The sequence below is a fragment of the Streptomyces sp. NPDC003032 genome (genome assembly GCF_053591415.1).
This window is the reverse complement of sequence record NZ_JBSFTT010000032.1, coordinates 39,922-59,313: the sequence shown is the minus strand read 5'-3', so window position 1 is coordinate 59,313 and position 19,392 is coordinate 39,922. Positions and strand designations below refer to the sequence as shown.

Annotated in this window: 16 protein-coding genes; 9 read left to right on the top strand and 7 right to left on the bottom strand. The window is 71.9% G+C overall.

Annotated features, from left to right (window positions below):
- The first annotated feature begins 134 nt into the window (after positions 1-134).
- Positions 135-1,136 carry a S8 family serine peptidase gene (locus tag ACWDZ7_RS33620; protein ID WP_451802280.1) on the top strand — a complete coding sequence of 334 codons (1,002 nt, stop codon included), beginning with the start codon at positions 135-137 and terminating at the stop codon, positions 1,134-1,136.
- A 47-nt stretch (positions 1,137-1,183) separates the two neighbouring features.
- Here the strand turns inward: ACWDZ7_RS33620 and ACWDZ7_RS33615 are convergent, their stop codons facing one another.
- On the bottom strand, positions 1,184-5,041 hold the full coding sequence (locus ACWDZ7_RS33615; protein WP_451802278.1) for an AfsR/SARP family transcriptional regulator: 3,858 nt from the start codon (positions 5,039-5,041) through the stop codon (positions 1,184-1,186).
- A gap of 163 nt (positions 5,042-5,204) precedes the next feature.
- On the opposite strand from ACWDZ7_RS33615, the gene ACWDZ7_RS33610 reads away from it, so the two are divergent.
- The 3 genes from ACWDZ7_RS33610 to ACWDZ7_RS33600 all read left to right on the top strand — a co-directional run bounded on the left by ACWDZ7_RS33610 (position 5,205) and on the right by ACWDZ7_RS33600 (position 7,229).
- Complete coding sequence (locus tag ACWDZ7_RS33610) at positions 5,205-5,732, top strand: SDR family NAD(P)-dependent oxidoreductase (RefSeq protein WP_451802277.1); 528 nt, start codon at positions 5,205-5,207, stop codon at positions 5,730-5,732.
- Between the two features lie 5 nt (positions 5,733-5,737).
- A complete protein-coding gene (locus tag ACWDZ7_RS33605) occupies positions 5,738-6,958 on the top strand; it encodes an MFS transporter (RefSeq protein WP_451802275.1) in 1,221 nt (406 codons plus the stop codon).
- Positions 6,959-7,034: 76 nt separating this feature from the next.
- Positions 7,035-7,229 carry a hypothetical protein gene (locus tag ACWDZ7_RS33600; protein ID WP_451802273.1) on the top strand — a complete coding sequence of 65 codons (195 nt, stop codon included), beginning with the start codon at positions 7,035-7,037 and terminating at the stop codon, positions 7,227-7,229.
- Here ACWDZ7_RS33600 and ACWDZ7_RS33595 read toward each other — a convergent pair.
- Positions 7,226-8,017: an NAD(P)H-dependent oxidoreductase gene (locus ACWDZ7_RS33595; protein WP_451802272.1), complete on the bottom strand. Its 792-nt coding sequence runs from the start codon at positions 8,015-8,017 to the stop codon at positions 7,226-7,228. The two genes, ACWDZ7_RS33600 and ACWDZ7_RS33595, sit on opposite strands and share 4 nt — an antisense overlap.
- A 126-nt stretch (positions 8,018-8,143) precedes the next feature.
- On the opposite strand from ACWDZ7_RS33595, the gene ACWDZ7_RS33590 reads away from it, so the two are divergent.
- Complete coding sequence (locus ACWDZ7_RS33590; protein WP_451802270.1) at positions 8,144-9,037, top strand: MmyB family transcriptional regulator; 894 nt, start codon at positions 8,144-8,146, stop codon at positions 9,035-9,037.
- A gap of 71 nt (positions 9,038-9,108) precedes the next feature.
- On the opposite strand, the gene ACWDZ7_RS33585 is transcribed toward ACWDZ7_RS33590, so the two are convergent.
- Positions 9,109-9,804 (bottom strand): DUF4232 domain-containing protein, encoded by a 696-nt coding sequence (locus ACWDZ7_RS33585; RefSeq protein WP_451802268.1) that lies wholly within the window; start codon positions 9,802-9,804, stop codon positions 9,109-9,111.
- A 426-nt stretch (positions 9,805-10,230) separates the two neighbouring features.
- Here ACWDZ7_RS33585 and ACWDZ7_RS33580 point away from each other — a divergent pair, with 426 nt between their 5' ends.
- The 3 genes from ACWDZ7_RS33580 (at position 10,231) to ACWDZ7_RS33570 (ending at position 13,208) form a co-directional block, all read left to right on the top strand.
- Positions 10,231-11,274, top strand: coding sequence for a polyprenyl synthetase family protein (locus ACWDZ7_RS33580; protein WP_451802267.1), 1,044 nt, complete (start codon positions 10,231-10,233; stop codon positions 11,272-11,274).
- Between the two features lie 288 nt (positions 11,275-11,562).
- A complete protein-coding gene (locus ACWDZ7_RS33575; RefSeq protein ID WP_451802265.1) occupies positions 11,563-12,450 on the top strand; it encodes an ABC transporter ATP-binding protein in 888 nt (295 codons plus the stop codon).
- Positions 12,447-13,208 carry an ABC transporter permease gene (locus ACWDZ7_RS33570; protein WP_451802264.1) on the top strand — a complete coding sequence of 254 codons (762 nt, stop codon included), beginning with the start codon at positions 12,447-12,449 and terminating at the stop codon, positions 13,206-13,208. The genes ACWDZ7_RS33575 and ACWDZ7_RS33570 overlap by 4 nt, the downstream gene beginning before the upstream one ends.
- A 70-nt stretch (positions 13,209-13,278) precedes the next feature.
- On the opposite strand, the gene ACWDZ7_RS33565 is transcribed toward ACWDZ7_RS33570, so the two are convergent.
- Positions 13,279-13,533, bottom strand: coding sequence for a hypothetical protein (locus ACWDZ7_RS33565; RefSeq protein WP_451802263.1), 255 nt, complete (start codon positions 13,531-13,533; stop codon positions 13,279-13,281).
- Between the two features lie 338 nt (positions 13,534-13,871).
- Here ACWDZ7_RS33565 and ACWDZ7_RS33560 point away from each other — a divergent pair, with 338 nt between their 5' ends.
- The gene (locus ACWDZ7_RS33560) at positions 13,872-14,447 is read left to right on the top strand and encodes a CAP domain-containing protein (RefSeq protein WP_451802262.1); all 576 of its coding nucleotides are present in this window, start codon (positions 13,872-13,874) and stop codon (positions 14,445-14,447) included.
- A gap of 53 nt (positions 14,448-14,500) precedes the next feature.
- Here the strand turns inward: ACWDZ7_RS33560 and ACWDZ7_RS33555 are convergent, their stop codons facing one another.
- The 3 genes from ACWDZ7_RS33555 to ACWDZ7_RS33545 all read right to left on the bottom strand — a co-directional run bounded on the left by ACWDZ7_RS33555 (position 14,501) and on the right by ACWDZ7_RS33545 (position 19,270).
- Positions 14,501-15,577: a terpene synthase family protein gene (locus ACWDZ7_RS33555; RefSeq protein WP_451802260.1), complete on the bottom strand. Its 1,077-nt coding sequence runs from the start codon at positions 15,575-15,577 to the stop codon at positions 14,501-14,503.
- A 173-nt stretch (positions 15,578-15,750) separates the two neighbouring features.
- The gene (locus ACWDZ7_RS33550; protein WP_451802259.1) at positions 15,751-17,037 is read right to left on the bottom strand and encodes a 5-methylcytosine restriction system specificity protein McrC; all 1,287 of its coding nucleotides are present in this window, start codon (positions 17,035-17,037) and stop codon (positions 15,751-15,753) included.
- Positions 17,038-17,041: 4 nt separating this feature from the next.
- A complete protein-coding gene (locus ACWDZ7_RS33545) occupies positions 17,042-19,270 on the bottom strand; it encodes an McrB family protein (RefSeq protein ID WP_451802258.1) in 2,229 nt (742 codons plus the stop codon).
- Positions 19,271-19,392 lie beyond the last annotated feature (122 nt).

Genomic DNA, 19,392 nt, shown 5'->3' with positions numbered 1-19,392 from the left:
GTGCCCCGGATGAGTCACGGGATCGGCTCACCCTAACCGGGAGACCTCCCGAAATCTCCCCCATATGGCTCACTCTCTGTGGCGCGTTTTTCTGGGTCCCCTGAGGGTCGAGGGACACAGGAGGGCGGAAATCCATGATGAAGCGGGCATATCGGAGGGGTGCGTACGGGTGGTTGCTCGTAGCGGCGCTCTGCGTCACGGCGGCCACCGTCACCGGGTGCGGGGACGGCGACGGCAACGGCGACGACAGCAAGCCCGACCCGATGCGCGACCAGCAGTGGGCGCTCGACGCGCTGAAGCTGCCGGACGCCTGGGAGAAGGCGAAGGGTGACGACACGGTCATCGCGGTCGTCGACACCGGAGCAGACCTGGACCATCCCGACCTGAAGGGCCGCCTGGTCGCCGGGCACGACTTCGTCGACGGCGACGACGAGCCCAAGGACATGAACGGCCACGGCACCCACGTCTCCGGCATCGCCGCCGCCCACACCGACAACGGCATCGGCATCGCGGGTGGCGCGCCCGGCGCGAAGATCATGCCGGTACGGGTCCTCGGCGCGGACGGCAGCGGCAGCGACGCGCACATCACCCAGGGCATCATCTGGGCCGCCCAGCACGGCGCCGACGTCATCAACCTCTCCCTCGGCGAAACCGGCCTGATGGCTCGCCTGCTGAAGGGCGGCATCCTCAACAAGGCCATCGAGACCGCCCACGGCAAGGGCGCGGTCGTGGTCGCCGCCGCGGGCAACGACGGCACGGCCCTGCAGCCGTACAAGGTTCAGACCCCGGTCCTGGTCGTCGGGGCGAGCGACCGGAACGGCAAGCCCGCGAGCTTCTCCAACTTCGGGGCGCAGCAGGCGGTGTCGGCGCCGGGCGTGGACATCCGCTCCACTCTGCCGACGTACAAGACGAAGGAGACGCTGAGGAACGACTCCGGTTACGGCGATCTCTCGGGTACGTCCATGGCCGCGCCGTACGTCTCCGCGGTCGCGGCGCTGCTGCATCAGCAGGGCCGCGACCCCGACCAGATCATGAGCGCGGTCCGGGACAGTGCGAGGAATCCGGAGAAGGTGGTGAAGCTGGGACTGGGGGTGGTGGACGCGGAGGCGGCGGTGGGGACGTCGCCGAAGTCCTGAAGCGCGGGGCTCTGTCTCCCCGCAGATTTTCACCCCGCGCCGGGGAGTCAGCGGAGTTCGTGGAATTCGTGAAGGGGCGGCAGCTTCGTCCCCCGCTCGAATGCCTCGGCGAAGGCGGCGTCGCCCAGGGCGGCCTTCGCCGAGGCCGCGATCCGGTCGACGTCACCGCGCTCGGCGGCCGGCAGCGGGGCCCCCACGCTGCGGCGGGCCGCGTCCGCCGTACCCAGCAGCAGGGCCGCGCGCTCGGCTCCGGCCGGGTCCCCGGGGAGGGCGGCCGCGCCCGCCAGGCCCTCCAGGGAGAGCGCGAGGGCGCGAGGCTCGGCGAGGCCGCGGGCTATCTCCAGACCGCGCAGGTGCTCGGACTCGGCGCGGGCGCCGTCGCCGCGGAGCTCGGCGAGGAAGCCCAGCTCCGCGTGGAGCAGATGGTCGCCCGCCGGGGAGGACACGTCGGCGTGGCGGTCGCGGATGCGGAGCAGATATGACTCGGCGGCGGCCAGGTCTCCGGAGCGGCGCGCTCCGAGGGCGAGGCCCATCTCGGCGTGGATCTCCCCATAGCGGTACCCCTGGGCGGCGGCGAGCCGCCGGGCCTCCTCATGCAGCTCACGGGCCCGCTCCCAGTCCCGGGTGAGCAGGGCGAGCCGGCCGAGCCCGGAGAGCCGCGCGGCGACCTCCGCCTCCAGGCCCAGCTCCCGGGCGATACGGAGCCCCTCGTCCTGGCGGCGCGCGGCCTCCGCGTACTCGCCCCGGATCTCGGCGAGCACGGCGAGCGGCGTGATGGCCTGCAACTCGCCCCACCGGTCACCCAACCCGGCAAAGAGTTCGGCACCACGCGCCCCGTCGCGGCCGACCGCGTCGAGATCCCCGCGGATCAACGCGTGCATGGCCCGCAGCCCGAGCGCGGCGGCGGTGCTCCACTGGTCCCCGGCGGCGCCGGCAAGCGCGATCACCCGCGTATTGACGCGCTCGCTCTCCTCCTGGTGCCCGGCGCTGAAGAGTCCGTAGGCGTAGAGCCAGAGGTGGTGAACCGCGCCACCGGCACCGAGACGGCCGTCAGGGCTGACGACGGCGTCAGGGACAACCCCGCCGGGGGCAACTCGGCCGGGGGCGCGGGGAACGGCGCGCTCAGCCACGGCGCACCCGCAGGTGGGGGCTGGCCCGGTCGCCCTGTCAGGGGCGCGGGGAACGGCGCGCTCAGCCACGTCGTACCCGCAGGTGGGGGCCGACCCGAGCGCCTCGCCGGGGGCGCGGGGAACGGCGCGCTCAGCCACGTCGCACCCGCAGCTACGGACCGGCCCGATCACCCCTCCACGGCCGCGAGGAACCGCGCGCTCAACCACCTCCCCAGTCAGCAACCCAAAAGCTCCCCGAAGCACCCGAAGAACCCGAAGTTCCCCCCACTCCGCCGACCCCAAGCACTCCGAACCAGACCCCAGGCCAAGAACCGCAGAGAGTGAACGAAGTGCCTCCGTAAGGCGGCCCCGAAGCAACCACCACCAGGCCAGCGCACCAGCGAGCCGCACCGCCTCCCGAGGTGAGTCCCCACGTACCGCCTCCTCCAGCGCCGCCCGCAGATTCGCCGCCTCCGCATCCAGCCGGCCGAGCCACACCCGCTGGCCGCCGTCACGCAGACGCGGCTCGGCCCGCTCGGCCAGCGCCAGATAGTGGCGCAGATGGCGTTCGCGTACGCCGGTGAGGTCCTCCATCTCAAGCAACCGCTCCACGGCATACGCGGCCACGGACTCCAGAAGCCGATAACGCGTCGCCGCCCCCGCCCCCGCCCCCGCTCCCACCCGCCCCGGCGCCATCGCCGCCACCACCACCAGAGACCGGTCCACGAGGCGCGTAAGCAGGTCAAGAACGTCCTCGCGGGCCACACCGTCACCCGCACACACCGCCTCCGCCGCCTCCAGGGTGCAGCCGTCACGGTGCACGGCGAGGCGTCGCAGCACGATGCGTTCGGGGGCGCTGAGCAGCTCCCAGCTCCAGTCGATCACCGCGCGCAGAGTCTGCTGACGGGCCGGCGCGCCACGCTGCCCCGAAGTGAGCAGCCGGAAACGGTCGCCGAGCCGTGCCGCCAACTCCTTCACGCCGAGCGTACGGACGCGCGTAGCGGCGAGTTCGAGAGCAAGTGGAATCCCGTCGAGCCGACGGCAGATCTCGGCGACGGCCTCCGCGTCACCGGGGTCGGCGAGCGTGAAGCCGGGGGCCGAGGCGGCGGCACGGGCGGCGAACAGACCGACGGCGTCGTCCGCGTCCAGAGGCTCCACGAGGAACACCGCCTCACCCGTGAGGCCGAGCGGTTCCTGGCTGGTGGCGAGGACCCGGAGCCCGGGCGCGGCCCGCAGCAGCGCATCGGCAAGCGCGGCGGCCTGCTCGACGACCTGCTCACAGTTGTCGAGGACGAGGAGCGTGCGGTGTTCCCGCAGGGCGGCGGCGAGGCGCTCAACGGAACCGGTGGCGGAACCGGTGGCGGAACCGGGCCCGGATCCAGACCCGGGCCCGGGCAGCCCCGAGGGCACGTCGTCACGAAGACCAAGCGCCCCGGCAACGGCCTGCGCGAGATCGGCGACGTCACTGTCACCGTGCTGCCCCGCGAACTCGACGAGCCACACACCGTAGTCCGCCTCCGCCTCCATCCCCGCCGCAGCCTCGACCGCAAGCCGTGTCTTCCCAACGCCACCGGACCCGGTGAGCGTCACAAGCCGCGCGCCACCCAGCAGCCCCCGAACCTCACCAACGGCATGCTCACGCCCGATGAGGGGGGTGAGCGGGGCGGGGAGGTTGGTACGGGGCAGCCCGCTCCCGTCGCTCCCGCTCCCGTCGCTCCCGCTCCCGTCGCTCCCGGTCCGCGAAGACGACTGCGGCGAGACGGCGCTCGGCCCAGCGGCCGGGTCCTGGCTCGCAGGTCCCGGTGTCGACTGGGGCGAGTCGGCGGCCGCCCCGGGCGTCGGGCCCTGGGCGTCAGGTCGTGGTGTCGGCTGCGGCGAGCCGGCGGCAGGCCCCGGCTCCGGGTCCTGGTGCGTACGTCGCGGGGACGGCCGCGGTGAGGCGGCATCGGGCCCGGGGGCCAGGTCCTCGCTCCTACGTCCAGGCGTCGGCTGCGACGAGACGGGTGGGTGGGTGGGAGATACCCGCCGCGAGGCGGCGGACCAGGGAGCAACCCCGTCCAGCACAGTGTCCTGCCGAAGAATCGCCTCGTGCAGCGCACTCAGCTCAGGCCCAGGATCCACCCCCAACTCCCGGGCCAGCCGCTCCCGCAGCCCCGCGTAGGACGCCAGCGCCTCACTCTGCCGCCCCGCCAGATACAGGGCCCGCATCTGCACCCCCCGTAGCCGCTCCCGCAGAGGATGCCGAGCCACCAGGTCCGCCAACTCCCCGGTCAGCAACGTACGGTCCCCCGAGGCGAGCCGCGCCTCCGCCTGCTCCTCCAGCACGGCAAGCCGCTGCTCACCCAGCCGCCGCGCGGCCCCCCGTACGAAAGCCTCATCGGCGAAATCGGCGTACGCGGGCCCCCGCCACAACTGAAGCGCCGAGGTCAGAAGTTCGGCCCGCACACCTGGATCGTCCTCACGGCGCGCCCCGCCCACCAGATCCAGGAAGCGGAACGCATCCACCTCGTCCCCCGCCCCCGCGTCCACCCGCAACCGGTAACCGGGCGCCTGACGCACCACGCGGTCACGGCCGATGGCCCGGCGCAGCTGGGAGACCTTGGACTGCAAGGCGTTGGCGGGGTTGCCCGGAGGCTCGTCGCCCCACAGGTCGTCGATGAGCCGGTCGGCGGAGACCGGCCGCCCCTCGTACACCAGAAGATCGGCGAGCAGCGCCCTGACCTTCGCCTCGGGAACTTTTACCAGCTCCCCCTCGCCGTCCCACACCGCAAGTGGACCGAGCACCCCGAACCGCATGTGGATCACCGTACACACCCCCCGAAACCGAGTCGGTGCCATCAGCGAGCCCATCAGCGAACCATCAGCACCCCCGAAGCCCCCATGGACAGAGTCGTCCCCACCAGAACACAACCGCACCGCACCGCACCCACCACACGGCACGGCAAAAGGGGAGGCACACATGCCCAAGTACACGGGCCGCAAAGCCGTAGTCATCGGCGGCGCGACCGGCCTCGGCCTGGCCATCGCCAAGCGCCTGGTCGAGGGAGGCGCCGAGGTCCTGCTGACCGGCGGCCCCACGGCGGACCTGGCGGAAGCGGCCGCGGAGGTGGGCCCCGGGGCCCACATAATCCGCTGCGACCCGACGGACCCGACGGACCCGACGGACCCGACGGGCCCGACGGACCCGACAAACCCGACGCGGGCCGACGCACAGGCCAAGACCCTGGCCCCCGCCATCGCGGCACAACTGGGCGGGATCGACCTCCTCTTCATACACGGAGAGGCAGACCTCCCCGCGCCACCCCCGCCCGCCCTGCTCGGACTCCTCCGGGACGGCGGCTCCGTGGTCCTCACCGGCGCGACAGCCGACCCGGTGGTCAACTCCCTCGCGCGACTGCTCCGTTGTCGCGCCTCCACCGACGAAACGGCCCGCACGGCGCTCCACCTGGCAACAGACACCCAACGCGCTCACACCGAAAGGCCCTAACCGAAATGTCCACCGCAGCAGTGCGTCGCCCGCCCCACCCCAGCCCCGACCCCAGCCCCCAAAAACTCCCCCTCGCCGCCCTCCTCGCCCTGGCCACCGCCGTCTTCATCACCAGCCTGACCGAGACGCTGCCCGCGGGCCTGCTGCCCGCCATGAGCGCCGACCTGGGCGTCAGTGAGTCCGCGGCGGGACAGACCGTCACCGTCTACGCCCTCGGCACCGCGCTCACCGCGATACCGCTGACCGCGGCCACCGCGGGCTGGCGCCGCAAGCGGCTGCTCCTGATGGCGATGGCGGGCTTCGCCGCCGCCAACACGGTCACGGCGCTCTCGGGCAACTACACCCTCACGATGGCCGCACGCTTCGTAGCGGGCGTAGCCGCGGGCCTCGCCTGGGCGCTGCTCGCCGGGTACGCCCGCCGCATGGCGCCCGTCCATCTCCAGGGCAAGGCGATCGCCATCGCCATGGCGGGCATCCCCGTGGCGCTCTCGCTCGGCGTACCGGCCGGCACGTTCCTCGGCAAGGCGCTCAGCTGGCAGGTGGCGTTCCTGGTCATGACCGGCCTCACGGTGGGCCTGCTGGCCTGGATCGCCGCGCTCGTCCCCGACTTCCCCGGTCAGCCGCGCGGCGCGACGCCGCCGATCCTGCGGACGCTGCGCGTACCGGGCGTGACGCCGGTCCTCTCCGTCACCCTGGTCTTCGTACTCGCACACACGGTCCTCTACACCTACATCGCCACGTTCCTCGACGGACTCGGAATGGGCGGCTCCACCGATGTCGTACTTCTCGTCTTCGGCGCCGCCTCGCTGGTCAGCATCTGGATCGTCGGCGCCCTGATCCACCGCAGGCTGCGCGCGCTCACGCTCGCCGCGGTGCTCCTGGTGGGTGTGGCGGCGGCCGTGCTGGCGGTGTTCTCCGACACCCCGGCGCTCGTATACGCCGCCGTGACGCTGTGGGGCCTCGGCTGGGGCGGCGCCCCCACCCTGCTCCAGACCGCCGCGGCCGACGCGGGGGGCGACGCCGCGGACGCCGCCCAGGCCATGCTCGTCACCCTGTGGAACCTCGCCATGGCGGGCGGCGGCATCTTCGGCGGCGTACTCCTCGGCCTCTCCGGCACCTCGTCCTTCCCCTGGACGATCCTGCTCCTCCTCATCCCGGCCCTGCTCGCGGTCCTCGCCGCCCGGACCCACGGCTTCCCCGGGAAGCGGCCGGGCGCGGAACTGTAAAGCTCTGCCCACAGGTCTGAGATGATCGGGGCCCGTACGAACGGTTCTGCGAAGGTCCGGGCCGGGTGGGGTGGGGATGTCGATGATGGTGTTGCTGCTCAGCGTGGGGGTACTGATCGCGGCGGCGGGCCTATGCGCCGTCGTGTGGGCGGCGCGGGGCGGCCCGCGCTGGGTCCATGGCGTGGCCAAGGTCACGACGGTGGCGGCGGAGTTGGCCGCTTCGGCCACCAAGAAGAGCCGTCGCGGCGGCGGCAGCAGCTCCGGGGATTAGAGCGTGTGCCGGCTGTGCAGCCCCAAACCGCTGACGCCCGGCCCCTCCACGCCCGGTAGCAGCCGCATGTCGCGGTCGTAGTCGCCACCGACGAGGGTGCGGAAGGGAAGGGGCGCGTCCGTGAAGAGCCCGTCGAGCCGTGCCGCGTACTCCCGCCGAGCCGTCGCGAACCGCTCCTCGGACAGGCCGTTGGCGCCGTACACCGCGAACGGCGGGAGCGGCGCCACGCCGGTGAACCAGAGCAGGCCGTGCTGGAGCGGATGGAGTACGTCCGACAGTTCCCCGTGGATGCCCCGGTCCGAGAACGACGTCTCCCGGGCCCCGACCGTCACCGACACCAGCGCCCGCCGCCCGGCGAGAGTCCCCTCGCTGTAGGGCGGGAGAACGGTGGGGCCGTACGCGAACCCGGCGGTGAACACCCGGTCGATCCAGCCCTTCAGGATCGCCGGCACGGAGAACCACCAGAGCGGGAACTGCAGCACCACCGCGTCCGACCAGCGCAGCTTCTCCTGCTCCGCCGCGACGTCCGGCGTCAGCCGCCCCGCGAGCGTGGCCTCCTGCGAGGCGGCCATCACATGCAGACGAGGCTCGGCGGCCCCGCCCTCGTACGCGTCGTCCGGAAAGTCGTCGGCGTCGACCGTCGCCTTCCACTTCATGGCGTAGAGGTCGGACACCCGCACCTCGTGACCGGCGGCACGCAGGTGATCGACGGCGAAATCGGTCAAGGCGGCGTTGAGGGACCGGGGTTCGGGGTGGGCGCTGACGACGAGGACCTTCTTCGCGTTCATGACGCCACGCTCTCCCGGGCGTGCCCGGCCGGCCAGCACCCTGTTCAACGGCGGAACAGCAGTCCTGGTACCCCCAGGACCACCCTCACTCCGCCCTGAGGGGAGCGCGGACCCATACTTGAGCACATGGACAGCAGCGGCGGCAGCGGTGACGGCGGTGGCAGCGGCGACACCGGTCGGGACCTCGGCGGCTTCCTCCGCGCCCGCCGGGCGCGCGTCGCACCGGAGCACGTCGGTCTCCCCGGCGGCCCCCGGCGCAGAGTGCGCGGCCTGCGCCGCGAGGAGCTGGCCCAGCTGGCGGGCATCAGCGTCGACTACTACGTACGTCTCGAACAGGGCCGCGCCACCCAGCCGTCCTCCGAAGTCCTCGACGCCCTCGCCCGGGCGCTCGCCCTGGACACGGCGGAACGCACACACCTCGCCACCCTGGCCGGGAACGAGCGCGGCCCGGCGCCGAAGGCACGGGTCAGCCCGTTGCTGCGGCGGATCCTGGACGCCGTGGCCGACGGTTTCCCAGCGTTCGCGACGGACCACCGTCTCGACGTCGTGGCGTGGAACGACCTCGGCGCCGAGCTGCTCGGCGGCCTGGCCGACCCGGCACCCCGCCGCGACCGCAACAACGCCCGGTACCTCTTCCTGGACCCCGCCTCCCGGGACGTACACCCGGATTGGCCCGACCGTGCGGCGGAAGCCGTGGGCCAGCTGCGGGTGGCCGCCGGACGCCACCCGGACGACGCGGATCTGGCCTCACTGATCGCTGAACTGACGTCGCGCAGCGCCGAGTTCCGCCGCATCTGGGACAGCGGCGAGGTGGTGATGTGCGCCGCGGGCAGCAAACGCCTGCGGCACCCCGTGACCGGCGTACTCACTCTGGACTTCGAGTCCCTTCACGTACCGGCGGCACCCGGTGAGACGGGCCTGGTGGTGCACGTGTTCGGTGCGGCGGAGGGTACGGAGGCGGCATCCGGGCTCGCCCGCCTCGCCGCCGGAGTCAGCGGCGCGCAGACGGCGGAGAGATAGGCGCCGGCCATCTGGGGCGGGGAGAGCGGTTCGGCGGCGCTCGGACCGAGTTGAGAGCAGGTGCTTCGGGATCAGAAGTCGTCGGCGCCGTCGCGCAGTTCGTACGTCCAGTAGCCCGTCGCCCACTTCGCCGGATCCACGGCGATGCCGCCCTCGCCCGGGGCGTGGACGGCGGTCGTGCCGCCGCCGCCCTGCAACGTGACGGAGAAGTCGGTGACGACCTCGCTCTCCTCGTGAGCGCCACCGTCCGACAGCTTCACCAGGGCGTACGCAGGTGCGCCCGCCTTCAGCACGATGGGCGCGGCGGGCTTGCTCTTGGCGACCGGCGGCACGCTCTCGCGGTGGCTCTCCAGGAACTGGATCTCCGGGTGGCCGGTCATCCTGCAGGCGTGACCCGAGGTGTTCTTCGCGGTCAGGACGGTGTGGGTGTAGGGCGGGCCGTTGTGGCGGGCGGCGCTGACGGAGACGTCCTTGGTGGTGCAGGCGGGCGCGGCGGAGCCCGAACCGGAGCTGGAGCCACCGGACTTGGACGGCTCCGAGGCCCCGGACGACCCCGACGGCCCGGATGATCCGGCGTACGCCGAAGGCTTGGCCGAGGAATTGGAGACGGAAACGGAGCCATCGGAGCCGGCCGATCCGGCCGGCCCGCCCGACTTCACCCCCATGCCGTCTCCGCCGCAGGCGGTGAGGGACAGGGCGAGCGCGGCGGCGCCGGCCGCGGCGAGAACGGTGGTGCGGGCGCGGGTGTGGCTGCGGAACGTACGCATGGGAATTCCCCCGTGAGGTAAGGCTCGTAACTGAAGGCGCGAGACGGCCCGGTCCTGACCGACCGCGCGCCTGACCTGCTGACATCCATGAGTCTCGCCCTCCCCCCTCACGTCCCGCTGCCGCGCGGCTCACGTCCCGCTGCCGCCCTGCCGCTGTACGGACCGTCCGACGCCTCGACGGACCCCGCCCATGGAACGCTCCGCGCCGCGGTCGGCGGGCCGCGGGGGAATGTGATTGTCGGCTGGGCGCACCGTAATAGGGCTGGGCCGCCTCGGTGATCTCTGAGGCGGACGCGTGCCGTGGCTTTTCCGGGCTCGGTGCAAGCGATTGGATTGCGATGGCGGCGGCCGGAGTACGGGGTGTGGACCCCGGGCCCGGGGCCCGCAGATGCCGCGGTTTCGTCGCGCCGTCGTGAGGAGCAGTGCATGTTGCAGATCGCCGACTCGGCGCCCGTCGGCGCGTCCTCGCAGCGGCACTGGATCGACGGCCTGCTGTCCCCTGCCCTACAGGCGGCCGTGGCCGCCCTGCCCGCGGCCGAGGCGCGGGTGGCGGGGTACCACCGCGGCTGGTGCGAGGCCGACGGCAGCCCGAGCGGGGCGGCGGTGCGCGGCGGCGGCAAGTCGGTGCGGCCGCGGCTGGCCATGCTCTGCGCGGTCGCGGTCGGCGGCGCCCCCGACGACGCGGTCCCGGGCGCGGTGGCGGTGGAACTCGTCCATGACTTCACGTTGCTGCACGACGACGTCATCGACGGTGACGCGCTGCGCCGGTACCGGCCCGCCGCCTGGTCGGTGTTCGGCACCCCGGCCGCCGTCCTCACGGGGGACGCGCTGCTGGCGGCGGCGCTGCGGATGGTGGCCGACGTGCCCACGGGCGGTGCGGCGGCGCTCAGGGAACTCGTGGGCACGCTGCTCGACCTCGTCGAGGGACAGAGCCACGACGTCGCGTTCGAAAGCGCACGCGAGGTGTCCGTGGCGCAGTATCTGGCGATGGCCGAGGGCAAGACGGGCGCGCTGATGGGATGCGCGTGCGCGCTGGGTGGTGTGCTGGCCGGTGCGGACGCCCAACAGGTCAGTGGGTTGCGGGACTTCGGGCGGCGGCTCGGAGTCGCGTTCCAGTGCGCGGACGACGTACTGGGCATCTGGGGCCGAACCGCCCGCAGCGGCAAGCCCGTCGGGGCGGATCTGGCGGCCCGCAAGAAGTCCCTGCCGGTGGTGGCCGCGCTGGCGGGCGGTGGTGACGCGTCGCGGCGGCTGAAGGCCCTGTACGGCTCCCCGGCCCCGTTCCAGGAGCAGGACATCGCTCTGGTGGCCCGGTTGGTGGAGGAGGCCGGTGGCCGCCAGGCCGCCGAGGAGGAGGCGCACCACCAGGTGAACACCGCGCTGCGTTCCCTGTCGTGCGCGCAGCCGACGCCGGAGGCGTACCAGCAACTGCGGGACATCGCGCGGGGGATGGTGAGCCGGGAGTTCTGAGGTAGGTGGTGGGCCGGGATTTCTGAGGCCGGTGGTGCGCCGGAAGTACTGAGGTCGGTGATGCGCCGGGAGTGTGGAGATCGGCGGAGGGCGGAAGTCGTGGAGCGGGCACGCCCTGGAGGTGGCGTTTTTGTTTCGTGTGCGCCAGATGCGTGACTTCGACCGACCTGGGCCGTTTGTCTGGGCGGTGGCCGCGCGCGATGTCCGCCCGGCCGTACCCCAACCGCCCGAGGCGGGACGCTCGTATCCGCCCGAGGCGGGACATTCGTACGGAAAATCAGGGGAGTCGTGCAGCGGACCGAGCAGCGGACCGAGCCCAGTGCGGCACTTCCGGACGACCTGCCGGCGGTGGCCGTCTACGGACTGCACGTGGTCCGTGGCGGCAGCGGAGTCCTGCAGAACCTCTCCTTCAACGTGCCGCGCGGCTGCATCGTCGGCGTCCTCGGCCCCAGCGGCTGCGGCAAGACCACGCTGCTGCGCTCCGTCGTCGGCGTACAGCAGCCGACCGAGGGGCACGTCCAGGTCCTCGGACACCGGGCGGGCGCCGCGCAGTTGCGTACGCGCGTCGGCTACGTCACACAGGCCCCGTCGGTGTACGCGGACCTGACGGTGCTGGAGAACCTGCGCTACTTCGCCGCCGCCCTCGGCATGCGGGGCTGGCGGCGGGAGGACTCCGTGGTCCGCGTGGTCAAGGAGGTCGACCTGGCCTCGTACGCGGACAAGCAGGTCACCCGCCTGTCGGGCGGCCAGTACTCGCGGGTGTCGCTGGCGGTCGCGCTGCTGAACAGGCCGGACCTGCTGGTGATGGACGAGCCCACGGTGGGCCTCGACCCGATGGTCCGCCGCGAGCTGTGGCTGGTCTTCCAACGGCTGGCCGACGAGGGAACCACGCTGCTGGTCTCCAGCCACGTCATGGACGAGGCCGACCGCTGCGACCGGCTCCTGCTGATGCGTTCGGGCCGGCTGCTGGCCAGCACGGACCGGGACACCCTGCTGCGGTACACGGCCTGCGCGGATGTGGAAGAGGCGTTCATGTTCTTGGTGGAGGCCGCCGCGGTGGCCGAGGCACGGGCCCGGCAGCGGCCCGCGGCACAGACGATGCTGCCCGCCCTGTTCGACCAGCCCACCGCACCGGCCGCCGAGGGGTCCTTCTTCGCCATGGAATCCCTGCGGTGAGCGTCGCCGGTCTGGCCGAACGGCTGCCGTTCTCGCCCACCATCACCGGCGCGACGGCGGTACGGGTGCTCCAGCAGGTCTCCCGTGACCGGGGCAGCACCGCCCTGGTCCTCGGCATCCCCTGCATGCTGATGGTGCTGCTGAAGCTGATGTTCCACACCTCCGAGCCGACGTTCGAGCGCGTCGGCCCGCAGGTCTTCGGCATCTTCCCGGTCATCGTCATGTACTTGGTCGCGTCGGTGTCCACTCTGCGGGAACGCACCACCGGCACCGCCGAGCGGCTCCTGACGATGCCCGTACGACGCCTCGACATCGTCCTCGGCTACAGCCTCGCCTTCACCTTCCTGGCCCTGCTGCAAGCGGTGCTGTCCACGCTGCTGGCCGTCGGGCCGCTCGGCCTCGACATCAAGGGGCCCGCGTACTTGCTGATGGTCATCGCCATGCTGGGCGCCCTGCTGGGACTGGCGCTCGGCCTGCTGGTGAGCGCATTCGCCCGCAACGAGTTCCAGGCGGTGCAGTTCCTGCCGGCGGGTGTGCTGCCGCAATTCCTGGTGTGCGGCCTGTTCGTGCCCCGCGAGGACATGCAGGGCGCTCTGGCCGGCATCGCGAAGATGATGCCGATGACGTACGCGGTCCAGGCCGCGGGGGAGGCCGCCGATCACGCCGGGATCACGGGTGTGTTCGTGCGGGACGCGTTGCTGATCCTGGCGTGTGTGATTTTGGTGCTGGTGGCGAGTGCGGCGACGTTGAAGCGTTGAGCGTCGCCGGTGGCGTACGAATAGGGGGCCGCCAGGGCGGCCCCCTATTCGTGCACGTTTCCTCGTGTCCTTACCGCGCGTTCCATGCGAAGCCGCCGGAGACGGAGCCGTTGCTCGGGACCTGGAACGGCCCGAAGTTCAGCGGCGGGTGGTGGTGGTGGTGGAAGTCAGGGTCGGGGTGGCCGAGGTGGCCGACGGTCGGGGCCGGGGCCGTTGCATTGGCCGGCGCGGGGGCGGCGCTCGCCGTGCTCGCGCTCGCGCCCGCCGTCAGAGCCAGCGCTGCCAGCGACATCACGGCCGCGGAGCGAAGAAACGAAGAGAACATGAAAACCTCCGGGAAGCCTGCAGTGAATGCAGGGAAAAGGAACTCATTGCAGCCTATCGATGCCAACCGCTCACAGGAAAACTGTAAATGCCGTATTCCCCCGAACGAACCCGCGGGTACACCAGCCTAAAAGCGCATGAATACGTGCAGGGTGTTACGGCTGTGTCAGGCGGCGGCCGAATTGTCGGTACGGTGAGCGCCGATTACGAAAGGGAGAAGCGGGAAGCGGGAGGCTAAAGCGTATGACCGGAATTTGGTGGCGGGTTTTTTCGGCGCTCCGGGCGGCGGTGCGCGCGCGGCACGAGGCCGCGGCGATGCGGGGTGCGACGGGGGGTGCGATGGGGAGTGTGACGGGGGGTGTCCTGCTCTCCCTGGCGCTGCTGGGCGGCGGCGCGTTCGCGGCGTGGGCCGGCCCACCGCCCGTACCGGCGCCGCCCATCCCGTACCGGGTGCCGCCGTGGCCGGCGCCGACGCCCGGCGGCTGGCAGCAGGCGTCCTCGCCACCTTCGAGGACGGCCGACTCACGCCCCAAGGGAACGGCCCACCGGATGGTCGCCGCCGTCAACCAGTCCCGCGCCGACGCCGACTGCCCGCCCGTCCGCCTGAACGCCGCGCTCACCCGAGCCGCGGAGGCCCACAGCGCGCACATGGCCCGCCAAGGCCGCCTCACCCACACGGGGGCGGGCTCCAGCACCCCCGCCGAGCGCGTACGGGCCGCCGGGTACCGAGCCCGGAGCACCGCGGAGAACATCGCGGCCGGGCAGGACACCCCGGAGGCCGCGGTGAGGGCATGGGTGGACAGCTCCGCACACCGCGAATCCCTGCTGACCTGCGGCTTCACGCACGTAGGTGTCGGTGCGGAGCCCGGAGGGGGCGGCCCTTGGTGGACGCTGGACCTGGCGGCGCGAGGCTGACGACGACGTCGATGGCGCGCGGTCAGTGAGGACGACCGGCTGACCGGCTCTGCTCAGGAGAGCCCGGCATCCCACCACCACGCGACGCTCGGCGCCCCTTCGATCGGCCCCGACCGCGTGTCGGACGGCTCGGACGCGTACGCCAGTTCGCTGAACTCCATGTCGTCCGGCCAGTGCCCGAGGCTCAGATAACGGGGCACACGCATCCCCCACTCGTTGTTGCCGCGGATCCCGTACCGCAGTCCTCGCAGATACGACCGGAGATCGGCGCCGGCCGTCGGCCGGACCTGGTCGTGCAGGTCGAGGAAGCGCCGCAGCACCCGGTCCCGCAGCCCGTTGGCGGCCTCCACGGCCTCCCGCAACGGCATGGAACGCTCCGCCATCAGCACCGTGTAGAGGTTCTGGTCGGCCTGGTTGCGGCTGAGCTCCTTCACCAAGGAGTGCCGGTCGTTGTCGAGCGCGGCGACGAGGATCGCCATCTCCGTCAGCGCCCGCACGGCCGGCCGGTGCATCTCGCGGTCGGGCACCTCGGCCCCGGTCGCCAACTCCAGCAGGGCGTACGTCGGCTCGCCCCCGGACGACAGCAGCCGCATCGCGAGAAAGTCGTCGAGCCCCGGCATATGCCCGGCGGCCTGGTTGCCGACCTGCCAGGCGACCCCCGCCAGCCACGCTTGGTGCCCCCGCGCGAAGCGCCGCACTTGAGTGGGCGGCGCGAAGGAACGGAACCGCCCGACGATGTCCCGCAGCGCGCCGATGTACGGATCCTGCCCCACGGCCGAGGGCGCCTCGCAGGCCCGCTGCACCTGACCGGCCAGCGCGTTGAACTGCGCGGGCCGACCGCTCAGCGGCCCTGAGTCACAGCGGGCGTCGTCGAAGGCGAACCCCCAGTACACCCACAGGGCCGCCGCCAGCAGCCGGTCGTCGTCCTCGGCGTCCGGGGCGAACCGCGCGAAGAAGTCGGCGCTGTGCGTGGCGATGACCCATGCCTCTTCCCGCTCGGTGGCACACATGCCACTCGCCCGGATCCACTCCACGGCACGCCGCTCAATGCGTCGGACATGCGGATGAACGGCGGATTCCAGCGGGCAGTAGAGCGGTGGCAATTCCACGTCGGACACGCGATGGACCATGACGGACACGCACCTTCCTCAAGAAGTCCGGAAGGTGCCGATCATCGGCAAACGCACGCGGCTATCTCGACGAGCCATGCCCCAAATCCCCACCTGTCAGCCTAAAGAGACGCCGTACAGGGCCACTGGTTGACCCACGCCTCCACCCAGCCGGAACGCCCAACGACGAACGGCTACACCGAGCCGCCAGAACCGGCAGAACCGGCGAACCCGGCGATCGCCTCCCGTAACGGCCCGGCGGCCTTCTCCGGACCCAGACGGGTGTCGAGCCCGAGCACCCCGATGACCCCCAGAACACCGCGAGGCCCTTGGACGACCAGCTCACGCGGGGAGGCGCCGCCCGGCGCGGGGTAGACCACCAGGGCGAGTGGCGCGTCCGCGGTGGTGTACCCGGCGATGTAGGTGAGGAGCTGGTGGCGGTCGTCCGAGAGGACGTTCTTCTTGGCGTAAGCCTTGTACTTCGCGTCCACGGTGAGGAAGCGCGTCAGGCCGGGCTCCCCGGGCGCCGGCGGAAAGGCCAGCAGCCCGTCGGGACGGAACGACGGAGGCGTCCGGTCACCGAGGCATCCGTACGTCAGGATGGCGCCCTCCTCCCGCCGCGCGAGCCGTCCACCGAGCGCGGCGGCCGCGTCGACGGCCATCCGTTTGACGACGTTCTCCCACAGGACGTTCAGATCGAGCAGCAGACACTTCGCCCCAAAGCCGTGCGGGTCCAGCAGGTCGGCCACCCCGCCCCCGCCGAGGAGCACCCGGGCCCAGGCGTGCGCCGCACGGTAGTGGCTGTTGAGGCGGTTGTACCGCCCGCGTGCCAGGAGGAGCAGCGCGTCCCGCGGCCGCCTCGGGGACGGGAACTGCGCGGCGGCGTCGAGCAGCAGCCGCGTCTGCCGGGGATCGGAGGACCGCCGGGCCGCGACGGTCAGCGCCGCCCCGCACACCAGGTTCTCCCAGCCGCCGTCCTCGTACTCGAAGGTCTGGAGGTGGAGCCGGTCCACCGCGCCGTAACACCGGGTCGCCTGCGCCTCCACGTCGAGCCGCCCCCGCAGGGTGGTGTCGACGCGCTGTCTGCGTACGTAGTCCCTGCGAGGCCCGCGCCGGAGCAGCAGGCGGCATTCGTGCAGCAGCGCGGCCGGCACCAGCCCCGCGTAACCGTCCCCGCCCAGCGGCCAGTTCCGCAGCGCCTCGTCGGGCTCGGGCCGCTTGTTGGCGTAGCAGAGCCAGTCGATCAGGCGCTCTCCCTCGATCGGGAACTTGGGTTGAAGGACCAGGCGTATCCGGTCGAGCTGGAGCACTCCGCAGGTCGCCCGGGCTCGCAGGGCGTAACCGCCGCGGACCTCGGTGAGGGTGACGACACGGGAGGCGCGGAGCTTGTCGAGGTCGTCTCCCCGCAGCTGGGAGCGGGGGACGGTGACGGACGTGTGCTCCTTGAGGATCACTTGATGCCGGAAGGCGTTTCGGGGCATCCGGCTAGTCCCAGTCCAAGTCGCTCCGGGCCTCATCACCCGTCTGCTTATTACCTGTCTGCTCATCGCCCGGGGCCTCGGTGGCCACGAACTCGTCCGCCAGTACTCCCGGCAGGTCCTGCGGATTGGTCTGTACGACGCGGCCGGTGCCGGGGCTCACCAGTGTCCCCAGCACGGACCTGAGCAGTTCGGGCTGCCCCTGGCAGTAGTCGGCCACGAGCGGCACGATCTCGTGGTGGAAGGCGCGGGAGAGCTCTTCCACGGTGACGAGCGGCCGGTCGCCGACGAGCAGATATGCCTGGCCGAGCAGGTGGTCGGGACCGAAGGCGACGTCGAGTTTGGCGTTCAGCCCCTCCAGGAAGGAGGCCAGACCGAGCCCTTCGACCTCGCCGTCCAGTACGTCGAGATCCGGTGGTACGTCGATGAACGCGAACCGGCGGCGGATCGCGGCGTCGATGTGCCCCACGCTGCGGTCCGCGGAGTTCATGGTGCCGATGATGCGGACGTTCGGCGGGACGGTCTGCCGGCGGCCACTGGTGGGCAGGGTGACGGAGACGGAGCCCCGCTTGTCCAGCTCCAGCAGGGTAATCAACTCGCCCAGGACGCGCGGCAGGTCACCGCGGTTGATCTCGTCCACGACGACCAGAAAGGTGCCGTCGGGATCCGCCGAGGCCGCCTCGCACACACGCCGGAACAGTCCGTCCGTCATCGTCAGATTGAGGCCGGCGCCGTCCGCAGCCGTATTCGGCTTGAACCCCTCGACGAAGTCCTCGTACCCGTAGGACGGATGGAAGGTAACCATCGTCAGGCGGGCTGCCTTGGCCCCCTCGGGCACCTTGGACAGCTCGGCGAGAGCCGTCGCGCGCTCCTCGGGCGCGGCCTCGATCCGGTCGGCGCGCCCCGCCATGGCGAGCGCGACGCTGAGCGCCAGCCGCGTCTTGCCGGTGCCCGGCGGTCCCTGGAGTACGACCTGCCCTTTGTGGTCGAGAAGCTCACGCACTTGCCGTACGAGATCGGGGAGGTCGGCGTCGGCGCCGGCCTGGGCATCACCCTGCGCGCCGACGGCCGCGGGCTCGACGGACCCGGCAAGGGCGGCCTCGCGGCCCTGCCGGATCTCGCGCCACAGGGTGGCGGGCACCTTGGCGAGGGTCTGCTGCCAGGCATGCCGCGGCGAGTCGAAGAGCTGGGCGTAGGAGGTGTCCCAGTCGACTCCCACGGTGTGCCGGTGCTTTTGCGCGTCGGAGTCGTAGGAGTAACCGTCGGCGACGGTACCCACCGCGAGCACCTCGGACTTGCCCCGGTTGGCGACGATCAGATCACCGGGTTCGAGGTCGCGGAAGGCGAGCAACTGCCGTGCGAGCCGCAGATTCCCGCCGGCGCCGCGCGGCCAGTACTGGTCCAGGGCGTCCTTGAGCTCCTGGTCGCTCTCGTACTGCCCGAGGCTGCCGACCTCGTCCCAGGCGACGCGGATACGACGGTTCGTGAGGCAGTCGTCCCAGAGGCCGGCGCGCTCTCCGGGCGCGATCTTCCAGACCAGCCGGTCCTTCGGCCGCGGATCGTGGAAGCCGTACAGGTACTGCATCACTTCGTGCGGCCGCCACCCATCGAACTCCGGTGTCTTCCGCACGAGTTCGAGCAGCTCGCGATTGGCCTGCCAGGTGCGTACCCCCGAGGAGTACTGGCGTGGCAGGCCGCCCAGAAGCGCGGTGAAGTGACGGACGTGCGAGGCGGAGAAGATCGGCAGGAAGTCGCCGGGAAAGTAGACCGCCAGGGCCTTGGTGGTCAGCGCCTGGCCGTACGAGAGCGACTCCAGCTCGTCGATACGCTCGTACGCACCCTCGGCCGCCGCCGCGAAGGCGGCCACGAACTCGGCGCGGACTTCCCCCCAGGCGTCGCGCACACCGAGCCCGCGCAGGGCGCTGGGCACGATGCGCCATTCACCTGTCCGGTGCTGGTACACGATGTGCTTGGCAGCGCTGCCGCCGCGGATGCTGCCCAGCGCGTTGGTGGCGTACTCCATCAGACGGCAGAAGGAGTACTGCCGCCCGCCATAACCCGCGGGCCCAAGCGCATACCGCTCCAACGGCAGCTCCGGCCACCCCGCCAGCGGGAAGTCCTCCATGACCTGCCGCCGCTCGTCCTCCGCCCGGTCCGCGCGCTGCCGGGCCGCTTCCCGATCAAAGCGCGCGACACGCTCAGCGAACCCGCTTAAGAAATCCCCGCCATCAACCATGCGGGGCATTCTCGCGCACGACGGCTCGACGTTCCCGACACGCGCCGATCGCGCCTCGAAGGTCACTGATGCATCTTGAGCTACGTGGTAGGCCGAGCAGGCCATCTGCCTGCGGTGCGGAC

What these genes read in the sequence shown, in the direction of transcription:
- ACWDZ7_RS33620 (WP_451802280.1), top strand. Translation starts at nt 135, where the DNA reads ATGATGAAGCGGGCATATCGGAGGGGTGCGTACGGGTGGTTGCTCGTA.
- ACWDZ7_RS33615 (WP_451802278.1), bottom strand. Translation starts at nt 5,041, where the DNA reads ATGCGGTTCGGGGTGCTCGGTCCACTTGCGGTGTGGGACGGCGAGGGG.
- ACWDZ7_RS33610 (WP_451802277.1), top strand. Translation starts at nt 5,205, where the DNA reads ATGCCCAAGTACACGGGCCGCAAAGCCGTAGTCATCGGCGGCGCGACC.
- ACWDZ7_RS33605 (WP_451802275.1), top strand. Translation starts at nt 5,738, where the DNA reads ATGTCCACCGCAGCAGTGCGTCGCCCGCCCCACCCCAGCCCCGACCCC.
- ACWDZ7_RS33600 (WP_451802273.1), top strand. Translation starts at nt 7,035, where the DNA reads ATGTCGATGATGGTGTTGCTGCTCAGCGTGGGGGTACTGATCGCGGCG.
- ACWDZ7_RS33595 (WP_451802272.1), bottom strand. Translation starts at nt 8,017, where the DNA reads ATGAACGCGAAGAAGGTCCTCGTCGTCAGCGCCCACCCCGAACCCCGG.
- ACWDZ7_RS33590 (WP_451802270.1), top strand. Translation starts at nt 8,144, where the DNA reads ATGGACAGCAGCGGCGGCAGCGGTGACGGCGGTGGCAGCGGCGACACC.
- ACWDZ7_RS33585 (WP_451802268.1), bottom strand. Translation starts at nt 9,804, where the DNA reads ATGCGTACGTTCCGCAGCCACACCCGCGCCCGCACCACCGTTCTCGCC.
- ACWDZ7_RS33580 (WP_451802267.1), top strand. Translation starts at nt 10,231, where the DNA reads ATGTTGCAGATCGCCGACTCGGCGCCCGTCGGCGCGTCCTCGCAGCGG.
- ACWDZ7_RS33565 (WP_451802263.1), bottom strand. Translation starts at nt 13,533, where the DNA reads ATGTTCTCTTCGTTTCTTCGCTCCGCGGCCGTGATGTCGCTGGCAGCG.
- ACWDZ7_RS33560 (WP_451802262.1), top strand. Translation starts at nt 13,872, where the DNA reads ATGGGGAGTGTGACGGGGGGTGTCCTGCTCTCCCTGGCGCTGCTGGGC.
- ACWDZ7_RS33555 (WP_451802260.1), bottom strand. Translation starts at nt 15,577, where the DNA reads ATGGTCCATCGCGTGTCCGACGTGGAATTGCCACCGCTCTACTGCCCG.
- ACWDZ7_RS33550 (WP_451802259.1), bottom strand. Translation starts at nt 17,037, where the DNA reads ATGCCCCGAAACGCCTTCCGGCATCAAGTGATCCTCAAGGAGCACACG.
- ACWDZ7_RS33545 (WP_451802258.1), bottom strand. Translation starts at nt 19,270, where the DNA reads ATGGTTGATGGCGGGGATTTCTTAAGCGGGTTCGCTGAGCGTGTCGCG.